Here is a 12,598-nt window from a genome sequence, read left to right as displayed (position 1 = left end):
AATAATTTCCTTTGAACTAGAATGAAGAGGATATTCCCCAAATTAACGAATCAATGCACTACTTTTGGGAATAGTGTACAAGTGCATCGGTATTTTCCCTGTACATTGATTTATGAAATCGATACATGGATTCTGGCAAATCGCTCGAATTGAGTGCTTCATTTCATCGCCATATGTTGTTTGAGATTTTTATAACTAAGGAGAAACAAATGAGTTCAAGTCGTCGCAAATTTTTAAGTACCAGTATAGGAGCCGGGGTTGCCGGCGCCGCTCTTGCAGCACCTGCCATTGTAAAGGCTCAATCTGCGCAAACATTTAATTGGAAGATGACAAGTGCCTATCCAAAAGGCGCACCGTTTTATATGGATGGTCCAGGTAGCGCTACTGATTTAGCTAAACGCATTCTGGAAATGTCGGGCGGTCGTTTGAAGATTCAGGTCTTCGGAGCTGGCGAATTGATTCCTGCATTTGAAGGTTTTGATGCAGTTCGAGCCGGAACCGTTGAAATGAATCATGCCAATAGTTATTTCTGGACCGGTAAAACATTTGCCGCTCAGTACTTCACCGCCGTACCTTTTGGTTTGAACTTCCAAGGGATGAACGGCTGGTTTTACGACGGCGGTGGTATTGATTTATGGAATGAGGTCTACACACCATTTGGTATGGTGGCCATGCCTTGCGGTAATACTGGCGTACAGATGACTGGTTGGTTTAAGAAAAAGATCAACACGGTTGCCGATCTGAAGGGCTTAAAAATGCGTATTCCTGGCTTGGCAGGTAAGGTTTATGCCAAATTAGGCGTTGACGTTAAGGTTCTTCCAGGTGGAGAGATTTTTCCAGCACTCGAGCGCGGTGTGATCGATGCGGCTGAATTCGTTGGTCCATTCCAAGATCGTCGCCTTGGATTACAAAAGGCTGCGAAGTTTTACTACACCACAGGCTGGCACGAACCTGCAACCACATCTGAGTTGTTGATTAATAAAGCCGCATGGATGAAGTTGCCCAAAGATTTGCAAGAGGTTGTGAAGAATGCCTCAGCCGCTTGTAATGTGATTGGTGAGGCCTGGTGTCAGAAAAATAATGCCGATGCGATGGAAGACTTGGTCAAGAATCAAGGCGTTCAAGCTTTGCCTTTACCAGACTCCGTAGTCAAAGCAATGCGTGATGAAACCACGAAGATCTTAAATGAAGAGGCTGCAAAAGATCCGATGACGAAGAAAGTCCACGATTCTTATTTTGCTTATAAGAAGAAATACGATGCGTGGGCGGTATACAGTGAGGCCACCTACCACAATAAAGTACGTGGTTAATTAATAAGTCAGGAGAATCAGTGCAAAAAGCTTCAGAAGTGATTGCATCGCGCATTGAGACCTTGATTGATCTATTCGGCAAGGTGGCCTCTTGGCTCACCTTGTCGATTGTTTTATTAATTGTGATCAATGTGGTCTTGCGTTATTCCATGAGCCTTGGAAGTGTATGGGCTCAAGAATTAGAGTGGCACCTATTGGCTGCCATGATTTTATTTGGTATGAGTTATGCCTTACTCCGTGGTGACAATGTACGGGTTGATTTGTTTTACGCCAATTACACTCCGCAGAAGAAATACATTGTCGATATGGTCTCAGCCATTCTGACTGTATTGATTGCTTTAATCTTTATTAAAGTATCGATTGGTTATGTTGGACAATCATTCTCGATTGGTGAAAAATCACCTGACCCGGGTGGCATACCAGCGCGTTGGTTTATTAAGGGCCTGATACCAGTAGGTTTTGCTCTTCTTGCCCTTCAGGGCGCTGCGGAAGCGATACGGGTATATCTCAATCGTCCCGGGAATAAAGGGGCTAGCCATGTTTAATACAGAGATTATTGCCTTTCTAATGCTGGGCGGATTTTTTATCATGCTCATGATCGGTATTCCTGTTGCTATTTCTTTGGCTACCGTTGGTTTCGTATTCGGGTTTATTGGATTTGGCGACACTCTCTTTAACCTTTTGCCAGCACGTGTATTCGGTGTGGTTGGCGGTTATCAATGGTTGGCGATCCCACTATTTATCTTCATGGGAATCATGCTCGAGAAATCAAGGCTTGCCGATGATTTACTCGATGTGATTGGCCATTTAGCTGGGGGTGTGAAGGGCGGTATGGCAATTGGCATCATTCTCTTTGGTGCGCTAATGGGTGCAACCACCGGAATTGTGGGCGCTACCATCATTACGCTAGGTCTTCTAACCTTGCCGACCTTGTTACGTCGAGGTTACGACAAGGGAATTGCTTGCGGCACCATTATGGCGTCCGGGACCCTGGGTCAAATTATCCCTCCCAGTTTAATCCTCATTCTGCTCTCGGACATTTTGCAGTTATCAGTCGGTACTTTGTTTGCTGCCGCCGTCATGCCTGGTTTATTGCTAACGTTTGTTTACATTACCTATTTGTTTATTCAAGGATTGATGAAGCCCGAGCTAATGCCGCCGATTCCAATTGAGGAGCGCAGCAAGGTTTCCGGTAAAGAGCTTTGGGTTCGATTCTGGAAAGTAGTCGTTCCGCCGATTATGTTGGTGGTTGCTGTACTAGGATCAATCGTTGGCGGTGTTGCTGCACCTACTGAAGCCGCTGCGATGGGTTCATTTGGCGCGATCCTTGTAACAGCATTCTCTGGACGCTTAACTTGGGAGCGCCTAAAAGCAACCATGGTTGATACCACCAAGATTAGTGCCCTGATGATGTTTATTTTGATTTGTGCCCAAGTCTTTTCGTTGGCTTTTCGAGGTCTCAATGGCGAAGAGCTGATTGCCAAACTATTTAATGTTGTACCAGGCGGTGTTAATAGTGATATTTGGCTGATGTTGCTTCTTATCTTTGTCTTGGGATTCTTCTTAGAGTGGATTGAGATTAGCTATATTGCTGTGCCATTATTTATGCCAATTTTGTTATCGCAAGGCGCTGATCCAGTTTGGGTAGCGATGATGATTACGGTGTGTTTGCAATCCTCCTTCTTAACCCCCCCGTTTGGTTGGGCCCTCTTTTATCTTAAAGGGGTAGCTCCACCCGAAGTCTTAATTAAGCATCTTTACAAAGGCGCCATACCCTTTATTGCGATGCAGGGCGTGACACTATACTTAGTGTTCCAGTTCCCTCAAATCTCACTATGGTTGCCTAAGTTAATTGGATGGTAAAAAAGTAATTGGTATTGAATCGCTTTCGTACTCGGGCCTTGCGCCCGAGCGAGAGCTTTGTACGGATTGCGGTATTTCGCGTTCCTCCGACCCAAAGCGTTGCGGTCGAGCCTGTCAGTTTATTGACCCTCAATACGAATCCCTTGAGCAGGAAATTCATGGACAGTCGCGCACTTTAAATCACAGCGATGAACTCTTCTTTGGAGTCTATCGCAAGATGTACCGCGCAAGTATGCATGAGCCACTAGCCGGAGCGCAGTGGACCGGAATTACCACTTCGATTGCTAATCAACTCCTAAAAAATGATTTAGTTGATGCCATTTTGACCATGGCACCAGATCCGGATGATCGTTGGCGACCAATGCCCGTCCTAATCACAGATCCTCAAGAACTTCATCAAGCGCGAGGTATGCGGATGGGCTACGCACCACTACTTGCACTCCTTGATGTAGCAAGAGAGCGAAACTACCAACGGCTAGGAGTCATTGGAATTCCGTGTCAGGTCTATGCCTTAAGAGCGTTAGAAAAAGAATTAAGCCTAAAAAAACTCTATGTGATTGGTACACCGTGTTCAGATAACACCAGTACCGAGAACTTTCATGAGTTTTTACAACTGATTGATGAGCGCCCAGAAGACATTACCTATCTGGAGTTCAGGGCCGATTACCATGTGGAGTTGAGATATCAAGATGGACGAAATAAAACAATTCCATTTCTGATGCTGCCACTATCCAAACTCAGACCCGATTTTTTCCCATTGACGTGCAGAACCTGCGTGGATTACACCAATGCTCTATCAGACATCACGGTTGGCTACATGGGTGGTTCTGGGGAGCAGTGGTTGATTGTTCGTAATGAGCGGGGAGAAGAGCTACTCAATCTTTTGGGCAATCAAATAAAACTTACTGAGCCAAAGAGTGCTGGTAATCGCGCAAGCCCTGTTAAAGGGTTTATGAAAAACGTTGAGTTAGCTGCTGGTGGTTTACCACTGCGTCAAATGCCCAATTGGTTAAGACCGATCGTCGGGTGGCTCATGCCCAAGATTGGACCTCGAGGGTTGGAGTTTGCAAGAGCTCGCGTTGAGATGAAAGCGATCGAAACGGTATTGCACCTACGCAGAGAAATGCCAAAGAAGATGAAAAACATGGTGCCCAATCATGTTTGGCAACTCGTTAAACCTTACGGCCTAGTTGCAAATACCAGTGAAATCAAAGAAGAAGTGAAAAATACAACTAAAGAGAAATAACAAACAGAGCAATGATTAAGAGGTTGAGGATGCCAAAAATAATGAAGACGGGTTTGTAAATATATTTGCGCTTCACTGCTTCATCGCGCTCTCGTTGTGTTTTTAGATCCATAACAAACTATTTTTTGGGTTTAGTGGAAAAGGCACCGAACAAAATTAAGATTGCAATCACAATACCAATGAGGTCTCGATCCCGAATGTACATATAAAAGCCTAAACCAAGGGCAATAAAGCCAAAGATCATCCACCACGTTCTAGAAATCATTGATATACCTTACCAATAATCCATCCAAAAACAAAGCCCCCAGACAAGCTGAGGGCAGAATTTGGTGGCGAATCAGGGATTTGAACCCCGGACCTGCGGATTATGATTCCGTCGCTCTAACCAGCTGAGCTAATTCGCCGAACTGTGAATTGTAGCAAATTGACTGTGGTGCTGTGTGAATGTGCCCACTGTGGCTGACTCTGTCTGACGGCTCAAACCGTTGTGGCTACAGGCTCCCTTTATCATCTACCCATAAAGGAGTGGAATTTGTGAAGAGGATGATTAAAGTTTCCTTGCTGGTCAATGTGTTGGTCTTAATACCAGTCTGTATGGGTCTTATGTGGGATTTACCCCGGATTTCAAGTGTTTATGGATCGTACAGTCCGGCTAGAGGAATTCTGCTATCGGTTTATGGCGCAATACTATTAGTCTCAATACTACTTTTGTTCAGGCCAATGCCATTACTGGTAGCGCCATTGTTACTAGTTCAAGTACTCTACAAATTAACAACGCCGTTCACAGTGGGCAGCTTTACAAATCCTGTGGTAATTAGTAATTTGCTTGTAGCGGTGTTACATCTGATAACTTTGTATCTAATCTTCCGAACAATTCGAGGTAAGGTATTTGATGTTGTTGAAAGTTAGTCAAATCTCTGTATAAGAATTGACGTTTTAAACGACATTTATCTAAAGATTTATATTGATACCAATTACAGGACAACTATTAAATCTTTCATGAATAAATTTGGTTTTTTGCTACTCGTTGTTTCACTTCTGCTCCCAATATCAGCAAGTGCCCAGCTTCTTGACGCAATCCGTGGTCACGCACAAGATCTTAAGGCTCGCTTTGAGGGTAATCAAAAAGTAGAAGGTGAGATCCTTAAACGAGGGCAGATTGATAAAAACGCCAAGGGCCAAGATTTGATACACAACTCCTCTGGTGAGTGGACCTTAGTCAAAGTTGGCAATCAACTGTTCTTACAATCTGGCGAAGACTTTAGATCCAGCCCTGGTCCAGACTATCATATCTACATTAGCAGTAAGCCCGCTATCAAAGATAACGATGAGTTCAGCGCCCAGCAAATTGAAGTCAGCCGTATTAAAAAACCCAATGGTGCCGCTTTCTATCTTCTAAAGACCCAAAACCCTGAGGATGTCAATAGCGTTCTGATATGGTGTAAGCAGTTTAAGGAGTATATTGGCTCAGCAGATTTAACGGCAGTAAGGTAGGTAAGATCCTTCCTTCGCAAGGTTTTTAAAACTCAAAAGGTATTCCATGAAAATATTAATTGTTGGTGCTGGTGGAATCGGTGGCTACTTTGGAGCTAAGTTAATAAATGCTGGCGCAGACATTACCTTTTTACTTAGAGAAAAACGCCATCAGTTAATTCAGGCACACGGGCTGACCATTGAAACTCCTAAAGGTAGTTTTACAGTTCATCCCAAAGTGGTGACAGCTGATCAGCTGGAACCAATCTATGATTTGATCATTTTGGCCCCCAAAGCATTTGATTTAGATGATTCGTTAAAGTCGCTAATCAAAGCAAGTTCTCAAGGCGTATTACTACCATTTTTAAATGGGCTTTCTCATATGGAGGCACTGGATCAACAATTAGGTAAAGCCAGAGTCATGGGCGGTGTGGCGCACATCGCGGCTATGATCACAGATACGGGTGCTGTCAGGCAATTGACCGATCTGGATATGTTGACCGTTGGACCTCGATCTCCAGAGCATGTGGCCTTAGCTAAAGAATTTATTGCGCTCTGTAAACAGGCGGATTTCAATAGTGCTTATAGCGAAAACATTGAGCAGGTGTTATGGGATAAATGGGTTTTCCTAGCCACCTTGGCCGGCATGACGACATCATGTCGCGGTTCGGTAGGTGAGATTGTTTCAACTCCCTACGGCAAAGAATTAACGTTAGCGATGTATGAAGAATGCTGCTCAATTGCTAGAGCTGATGGTCATGGCATCGGAGAGGTGCCCAGAAGTAAAGCAATTGAGATGCTTACCAAAGAGGGCTCGCCGTTTACTGCTTCGATGTTGAGGGATTTAATTTCAGGTCAAAAGACCGAACATGATCACATCTTGGGAAAAATGATTATCAAGGGTGAGAAAAGTGGTGTGGGGTGTCAGTTACTCAAAATGGCTTATACGCAGATTGCGGTTAAACAAATGAAGGGATCCTAGCCTAGAAATCAAAGAATTAAAGTCTTTGGCTCTAGGCTACTCAGTCCCGGCCAAGCTTAACCATAGGAATATCCCATCCGTGAGGTTTGGGAATATGTCGTTTAAAACGACATTTGACTCCTGCTGGGCAGGCCATTCAAAGAACTTGAAAAGCAAGTATCGCGATAGCAGTTGGTGGCAGAGCGGCTAACAGCAATTTAAGAGCGGATACCGCCTTTTGTGGAAAGTAATCTTTTAGGATTGCCAAACCCGCAGGATTTGGGGCATTTGCGATCACTGTTAAGCCGCCACCTGCAAGCGCACCAGCCACTAAAGCATAACGAAACTCTTCGGTCGTTCCTTCCACCAAGGATCCTAAATACGTCAAAGCGGCATTATCAGTAATCGCAGTAAGAGCGGTCGCTCCATAAAACACAGCCGTATTACTCATGCCACTTAATAGCGGTTGTAGCCACCATTGTTGGAGTCCGCCAAGTACCACAAGACCAGCTAAGAAAAATGCCACCATGAGCGCTTCTTTGAGAATCAGTCGGGATTGATAGGCACTGTAAGCGTGGGTATATCCCAAGAAAAAGAGCAAAAAGCCCATGAAGACCACCGGATGATGGGCAAAAACAACCACTGCTAACAGAAATAGTAGGTGAGTGAAGGCCACCCATAAGGGCATGCGATCCTCTTGATGGGCTGAGGCAGTCTTTGGTAGGTCCTTATGAACAACCAGTGTAATGAGTAGGGCATTGACTAAAACCGCAATGGTTGCCTTGATTCCAAAAGTCTGAAATACATACGCCGTATCCCAGTTCCAAGCAGAAGTAACCATCAAAATGGGAGGAGCAGCAAAACTTGTTAAAGCTCCACCAATTGAAATGTTGACAAATAAGACCCCAATCGTGAGGTACATCAATTTCGTTGAATTGGTTTTTGAGAAGATGGTGTCGCGCAGCAAAAAGGCAGCCAAGGTCATCGCAGCCGGCTCCGTGATAAACGAGCCCAAGATGGGAACGGCGCTCAGGGTCACAAAATAGTTAGCAGTAGCTGCCGGTAATCTGAACGACTTTTCAAGCAGTTTTGAAATTGCGAGAACAATGGTTTTGGCAACGTACAAAATGGGTTTACTAGCCGCAATCACCATAATGGCAAACACAAACAATGGCTCGGTATAGTTGCGAGACTCTAAGTAGGTGATGGCCGGCTTAGTGCTGCCATGAATAAACGCCATGAAAACAACCAGTACCATCGCCCAAAAGCCAAATACAGCCTCAACCTCACCCAAGAGATGAAATAAACCCGCGTGGTGCCGTGAACGATGGGCTAGCCGTTCAAAATAAAAAGCTAAAAAGGTATGCAATACTGCAATACCAAATAGCGTGGTCGCAATTAATTGAATGGTAGTTGGGTTGCTCATGGATTTATCTATTTTCAGGAATGATGAACGAATTTCAATCCTTGCACAGCGAGAGCAAAAGTATCCGTACGAAATCTAAGGACTTGGATAAAAAAAGACCACCCAGTTGGGTGGTCCAAAGTGGAAGTGCATGAAAAGATGTTGCTATTTAATGCAATTAGAAATGTAGCTTAATTTTTTCAATAAAGTTCTTCGAAGTTTCATTTCCTTGTAATCTTTATGGGTAATTCTTACTACATGGTTGTTAGGCAAATGCCCATAAAACAAAAGATCCAATAATGTCGGTTTTCCCGACAAACGCCTGCAGATACCATGACCACCTAAATCAGACCCCACTCAACTCCATGACCACCGGTGTTATGACAGACGCTGAAATCAATGCACTGTAACCCATTGTTGAATATTTTTACTCGCAGATTTACCAGCCCTTATAAACTGAGGGCGGAATGCTTGATTGCGGTTATCTTGCGAATTAATTACAGCATCAAATTGGAACATTTCAAAGCAAAGCAACTGAACGTCGTTTAAAACGACACTCAACTCTCTTTGGGTGGGACAAATTTTTAACCGCTATGCCCTTTTATAAAAGTCTCCAAGAATGAAGCGTTCTGACTAAGCTGACTCATGGTCTCTTTCACCACATCACCCACAGAAACAATCCCGATTACTTTGTTTCGATCCACCACGGGTATATGACGAATGCCCCTCGAGGAAATGATCGCCATGCAGTGATCCATGGAATCTGAGGGTTTTACGGTCAATGGCTCTTTGGTCATAATGTCAGAAACGGGGGTGCTATTGATATTAAGCCCTCGCAAGTAGGCGCGAATTGCGCAGTCGCCTTGCGACACAATACCTACCAACCCCTCTTCATCGATCACTAGGATGGCGCGAACCCGATTGGATTTCATGAGTTCAAGAGCTTTGAATACAGAGTCCGTTGATGAAACAGAAATAATCCGTTTTGGCTTCTGGTCCAGACACTCTTGAACAGTTGGCATTTCTAACCCTTCTATTTTTAGATCAGTAATTAGGCTTTCTTCGCCCAGGCGGAGCACCAACCGGTAGAAGCCACTTGCTTACCAGCAAACAAACTACAACCGCCAGCATTACCACCTTTGGCTTGAAATAGAGCGCAGTTGCTGCATTTTTGCTCATTCGCGTGCTTTGGAAACTTTTTGGCATCGACTTTAGTGGTATCGGCTTTGTATCCCAAGGCTTGTGCCTGCGGATCAGTCTCCGCCACCATTGCTTGCGCTTGAACTAAGTTTGATAGCGATAAAGTAGCTGCACCGGCAGCGGATAGGATTAAAAATTGGCGACGATTAGTTTGCATGATTGTTCCTTTCGAGTACTGAGGCGCCCATCTTAAAACATAAAACTATGTTAGCAAAGTGGTTTTTATAAACCACTGAATTCATTGATATTTTTCATCTGCATAGATTTTCTACCGACGAAAAATGAATGCCAAATGCAGTAATGATTGTTAGAATCAAATGGTGAAAATTCATTCCAAATCCATTGTTGTTCTGTGTTGCTTGTTTGTATTTGCCTTTAAGGTAATGGCTGCAAATACTTACATTACGAATGGCATTAAGTTTGCACAGTTTGAGCAACAGTTGAATAAGGTAGCTCTTGAAAAGTGCGTCGATCAAAAAAATAAGTCACTTGGCGAGTTTGTTAAGAGTTTTCACTTGATGGCGCATGTGATCGGTTATCCGGTGGAGGAAACAGCCTTTCAATTGGATTCCGTTCGTAGCCATGACTTTAATGCCAGACCAAACTATTTCGTGGCGCAACGTTTAGCCCACTTCATCTATAAGCCCCCAAAAACAATAATCTCCTAAACGATTGTTTTTTAACAGACGCCATTTATAGCGCGTCTTGAATTTGGGGAGTTTATGAAAAATCGTATTTGCTATTTTGTCATGTGGTGCGTTGTCGCGCTGCCGCTTGGGGTTGAGGCTCAAGCCATAAAAAATGGGGCCAAAGAGACTTTGGAGCTGGCTAATAAAGTGCAGCAACAAATTCTTCAGTGTTCTCACAAGGCCGATTTAATTGATCAGCAAATTGTTGATCGAGAAATTATTTTCTTGCGATTTAATAATGAAAATATGAATCGGTTACTTGAATCGAGGGCAATGCTCAATGATGGCCAAGTAAGGGTATTGAATACATTTCGATCAGCTGTAAATCGTTGCCGAAGTTTGTCAAGCCAATTCCCGTTGCCCAGTATGGTTGAGATATATAAAAAATATTATCAGCAAATCGATCAAATATATGACGAACTTCTTGATAAGAAAATAACGATTGGTGAGGCCAATCAGAAAAAAATGAAGTTACTTGAGGAAACATTTATTAAATGGCATGCAATCGAGGAATCCACGAGGAAAAGCAATGCCACACAATGACTGTTTTCTTTGTAGCAAGTGTGATTACAAGGTAGCCTGTTGTGTTGCCCGCGAGATCACGCCACGATTTAGTGTGAGTCCAATGATTTGCTCTGCATGTCAAAACCTATCGAACTATATCGATACTAAATTTGACAAGGATGGCTATCCCACAAAGCAATCATTGGTTTGTAATTATTGCTCTAAGACAGGCTATTTATCGATCTGGAAACGATACTCGTGTCCAAAGTGCAGCTCGAAAATGCGGGCGTACGGTAGATCATTTTTTTGGCAAAACGAATCAGAATGCAACGCTCACCACTCAATTGAAAGGAGTTGATATGTCAATCATTAAAAAAACTTTTTTAGTTTTTGTTACTTGTTATTTGGCGGCATGTAGTTCGACAAAGCTTGATGAGAAAACAGATAACGTAATACCGCTTACTGTTGGTTCCCAGTCGGCAAAATACGATCCCATTAGCGACCCAAAATCACCGTTGTATCAAAAGGGGTCGATTTATTTCGATTTTGATGAATACACAGTAAAGGGTTCATACCAGCCACTCCTGAAGGCTAATGCCGACTATTTGAAATCCAATCAATCCCGAATTGTGATTGAGGGCAATACCGATGATCGAGGCACGTCGGAGTACAACCTCGCACTGGGTCAGCGGCGCTCAGAGGCCGTAAAAAAGGCACTTATTGCGCTTGGCGTGAATGGTAATCAAATCGAAGCGGTCAGTTTTGGTGAGGAAAAGCCAAAAAATACTGGAACAGGGGAGAAGGCTTGGCAGGAAAACAGAAGGGCCGACATTGTTTACCGGTAGTATTTTGCCCCCTCTTCATTGAGGGGGCTTTTTTATTCTGGAGACAGCCATGAATCGACTAATCATTTCTCTAATGAGTGTGTTGACAAGCTATTCGTGTATTGCCGCGTCAAATTTGAATAATCTCGATCAAAAAAATTTGAGGGAGCAGTTTTTTATGATTAAAAAAGCTACCTCAAGCTGCATCAAACAGCTTAAGTCGCCTCAAGATGACTTAATAATTCATGAACAAATCTTTGCCCCATTGGGAAAGATTAATAAATATCAGTATCTATTTGACTCCGAAGATACCTTATCGGAGGAACAAGTGGAAATACTCAAAAACTACGTTGATGTTCGAAGGCAATGCCGGTTTTATTATTATCAAATGCCGCTTAAAGAAATGGTTCAGGCCTATGTTAATTTTTATGCAGAAATGGATAAGGTCTATGATGGACTTATTTCAAAGGATTTAACTATTGGCGTGGCTAATCAAAAAAGATTTGGATTAAATGAATCATTACAAAAACAATTTAATGCAATTTTTAATGATTTACCAAAATAAGCTGTGAACTACATGCGCATCCTTCTTAAGGTCGCTTGCGCAAAAATAGTATTTAATTTATCTGAATTGTGATGAATATTTTATGTATCAGTTGGTATGAGCTATCGTTTAAAACGACACGTCAAACTTAATCTACCCGAAATTTTTCACACAATCACCGCACAATTTCTAGTGGACTCCGTGTGTCTAACTGGCCAGCACCGTTCCATAAGGCTTCCAAGGTGTGTGTCATCAAGTGTGACACACAGTGTGTAAAGCACCAATTCTTGAGATGGTGCTATGTCTTTGAAACGATTGAGGATTTTTCAGAAACTTCGAGCTTATGATTCCGTCGCTCTAACCAGCTGAGCTAATTCGCCGAACTGAGAATTATAAAGTAAAAGGCCTCAAGAGCTGGTCAAGCTCAAACTGGGGAATATCTCATCCGTGAAGTTTAGGGATATGTCGTTTTAAACGATATAGTTGAAATACTTAGATTTCAAGCACAATCACTACACATTTTTTTGCAGACTTCATGAGGCTAACTCGTTAGCAACGCTCTAGTCTTTTAAGGTACGT

The 12,598-nt window shown here is 43.1% G+C and carries 14 protein-coding genes and 1 tRNA gene; 10 read left to right on the top strand and 5 right to left on the bottom strand.

Going from position 1 to position 12,598, the window contains the following annotated elements:
- Positions 1–209: 209 nt before the first annotated feature.
- From QUE65_RS09290 to QUE65_RS09275, 4 genes are read left to right on the top strand one after another with little or no spacing between them, the layout of a single operon-like run.
- Complete coding sequence (locus QUE65_RS09290) at positions 210–1,310, top strand: TRAP transporter substrate-binding protein (protein ID WP_286280831.1); 1,101 nt, start codon at positions 210–212, stop codon at positions 1,308–1,310.
- 20 nt (positions 1,311–1,330) lie between these two features.
- Positions 1,331–1,855, top strand: a complete 525-nt coding sequence (locus QUE65_RS09285; RefSeq protein ID WP_286280830.1) for a TRAP transporter small permease subunit — start codon at positions 1,331–1,333, stop codon at positions 1,853–1,855.
- Complete coding sequence (locus QUE65_RS09280) at positions 1,848–3,173, top strand: TRAP transporter large permease (protein WP_286280829.1); 1,326 nt, start codon at positions 1,848–1,850, stop codon at positions 3,171–3,173. The genes QUE65_RS09285 and QUE65_RS09280 overlap by 8 nt, the downstream gene beginning before the upstream one ends.
- Positions 3,163–4,419 (top strand): Coenzyme F420 hydrogenase/dehydrogenase, beta subunit C-terminal domain, encoded by a 1,257-nt coding sequence (locus QUE65_RS09275; RefSeq protein WP_286280827.1) that lies wholly within the window; start codon positions 3,163–3,165, stop codon positions 4,417–4,419. The genes QUE65_RS09280 and QUE65_RS09275 overlap by 11 nt, the downstream gene beginning before the upstream one ends.
- Positions 4,420–4,537: 118 nt before the next feature.
- On the opposite strand, the gene QUE65_RS09270 is transcribed toward QUE65_RS09275, so the two are convergent.
- Both QUE65_RS09270 and QUE65_RS09265 read right to left on the bottom strand, forming a co-directional pair.
- On the bottom strand, positions 4,538–4,684 hold the full coding sequence (locus QUE65_RS09270; protein ID WP_286280825.1) for a hypothetical protein: 147 nt from the start codon (positions 4,682–4,684) through the stop codon (positions 4,538–4,540).
- 62 nt (positions 4,685–4,746) lie between these two features.
- Positions 4,747–4,823: transfer RNA gene (locus QUE65_RS09265), tRNA-Met, on the bottom strand.
- A gap of 595 nt (positions 4,824–5,418) precedes the next feature.
- On the opposite strand from QUE65_RS09265, the gene QUE65_RS09260 reads away from it, so the two are divergent.
- A complete protein-coding gene (locus QUE65_RS09260) occupies positions 5,419–5,913 on the top strand; it encodes a DM13 domain-containing protein (RefSeq protein ID WP_286280823.1) in 495 nt (164 codons plus the stop codon).
- A 46-nt stretch (positions 5,914–5,959) separates the two neighbouring features.
- Positions 5,960–6,874, top strand: coding sequence for a 2-dehydropantoate 2-reductase (locus QUE65_RS09255; protein WP_286280822.1), 915 nt, complete (start codon positions 5,960–5,962; stop codon positions 6,872–6,874).
- Between the two features lie 136 nt (positions 6,875–7,010).
- Here QUE65_RS09255 and QUE65_RS09250 read toward each other — a convergent pair whose 3' ends face one another.
- The 3 genes from QUE65_RS09250 to QUE65_RS09240 form a co-directional block, all read right to left on the bottom strand.
- Positions 7,011–8,279 (bottom strand): putative Na+/H+ antiporter, encoded by a 1,269-nt coding sequence (locus QUE65_RS09250; protein WP_286280819.1) that lies wholly within the window; start codon positions 8,277–8,279, stop codon positions 7,011–7,013.
- Between the two features lie 563 nt (positions 8,280–8,842).
- Positions 8,843–9,280, bottom strand: coding sequence for a CBS domain-containing protein (locus QUE65_RS09245; RefSeq protein ID WP_286280817.1), 438 nt, complete (start codon positions 9,278–9,280; stop codon positions 8,843–8,845).
- 29 nt (positions 9,281–9,309) lie between these two features.
- Positions 9,310–9,615, bottom strand: a complete 306-nt coding sequence (locus QUE65_RS09240) for a high-potential iron-sulfur protein (protein ID WP_286280815.1) — start codon at positions 9,613–9,615, stop codon at positions 9,310–9,312.
- A 160-nt stretch (positions 9,616–9,775) separates the two neighbouring features.
- On the opposite strand from QUE65_RS09240, the gene QUE65_RS09235 reads away from it, so the two are divergent.
- From QUE65_RS09235 to QUE65_RS09220, 4 genes are all read left to right on the top strand, one after another.
- Positions 9,776–10,126, top strand: coding sequence for a hypothetical protein (locus QUE65_RS09235; protein WP_286280814.1), 351 nt, complete (start codon positions 9,776–9,778; stop codon positions 10,124–10,126).
- A 54-nt stretch (positions 10,127–10,180) separates the two neighbouring features.
- Positions 10,181–10,690 carry a hypothetical protein gene (locus QUE65_RS09230; protein WP_286280813.1) on the top strand — a complete coding sequence of 170 codons (510 nt, stop codon included), beginning with the start codon at positions 10,181–10,183 and terminating at the stop codon, positions 10,688–10,690.
- A 320-nt stretch (positions 10,691–11,010) separates the two neighbouring features.
- Positions 11,011–11,496, top strand: coding sequence for a peptidoglycan-associated lipoprotein Pal (gene pal, locus QUE65_RS09225; RefSeq protein WP_286280811.1), 486 nt, complete (start codon positions 11,011–11,013; stop codon positions 11,494–11,496).
- A gap of 157 nt (positions 11,497–11,653) precedes the next feature.
- Positions 11,654–12,040, top strand: coding sequence for a hypothetical protein (locus QUE65_RS09220; protein WP_286280809.1), 387 nt, complete (start codon positions 11,654–11,656; stop codon positions 12,038–12,040).
- The last annotated feature ends 558 nt before the right edge of the window (positions 12,041–12,598 follow it).

Origin of the sequence: Polynucleobacter sp. HIN8, assembly GCF_030297615.1 — a bacterium.
GTDB lineage: Bacteria > Pseudomonadota > Gammaproteobacteria > Burkholderiales > Burkholderiaceae > Polynucleobacter.
Note: the sequence above shows the minus strand (reverse complement) of the source record. Positions and strands in the feature narration are given on the sequence as shown.

What these genes read in the sequence shown, in the direction of transcription:
- QUE65_RS09290 (WP_286280831.1), top strand. Translation starts at nt 210, where the DNA reads ATGAGTTCAAGTCGTCGCAAATTTTTAAGTACCAGTATAGGAGCCGGG.
- QUE65_RS09280 (WP_286280829.1), top strand. Translation starts at nt 1,848, where the DNA reads ATGTTTAATACAGAGATTATTGCCTTTCTAATGCTGGGCGGATTTTTT.
- QUE65_RS09270 (WP_286280825.1), bottom strand. Translation starts at nt 4,684, where the DNA reads ATGATTTCTAGAACGTGGTGGATGATCTTTGGCTTTATTGCCCTTGGT.
- QUE65_RS09260 (WP_286280823.1), top strand. Translation starts at nt 5,419, where the DNA reads ATGAATAAATTTGGTTTTTTGCTACTCGTTGTTTCACTTCTGCTCCCA.
- QUE65_RS09255 (WP_286280822.1), top strand. Translation starts at nt 5,960, where the DNA reads ATGAAAATATTAATTGTTGGTGCTGGTGGAATCGGTGGCTACTTTGGA.
- QUE65_RS09250 (WP_286280819.1), bottom strand. Translation starts at nt 8,279, where the DNA reads ATGAGCAACCCAACTACCATTCAATTAATTGCGACCACGCTATTTGGT.
- QUE65_RS09245 (WP_286280817.1), bottom strand. Translation starts at nt 9,280, where the DNA reads ATGCCAACTGTTCAAGAGTGTCTGGACCAGAAGCCAAAACGGATTATT.
- QUE65_RS09240 (WP_286280815.1), bottom strand. Translation starts at nt 9,615, where the DNA reads ATGCAAACTAATCGTCGCCAATTTTTAATCCTATCCGCTGCCGGTGCA.
- QUE65_RS09235 (WP_286280814.1), top strand. Translation starts at nt 9,776, where the DNA reads ATGGTGAAAATTCATTCCAAATCCATTGTTGTTCTGTGTTGCTTGTTT.
- QUE65_RS09230 (WP_286280813.1), top strand. Translation starts at nt 10,181, where the DNA reads ATGAAAAATCGTATTTGCTATTTTGTCATGTGGTGCGTTGTCGCGCTG.
- pal (WP_286280811.1), top strand. Translation starts at nt 11,011, where the DNA reads ATGTCAATCATTAAAAAAACTTTTTTAGTTTTTGTTACTTGTTATTTG.
- QUE65_RS09220 (WP_286280809.1), top strand. Translation starts at nt 11,654, where the DNA reads ATGATTAAAAAAGCTACCTCAAGCTGCATCAAACAGCTTAAGTCGCCT.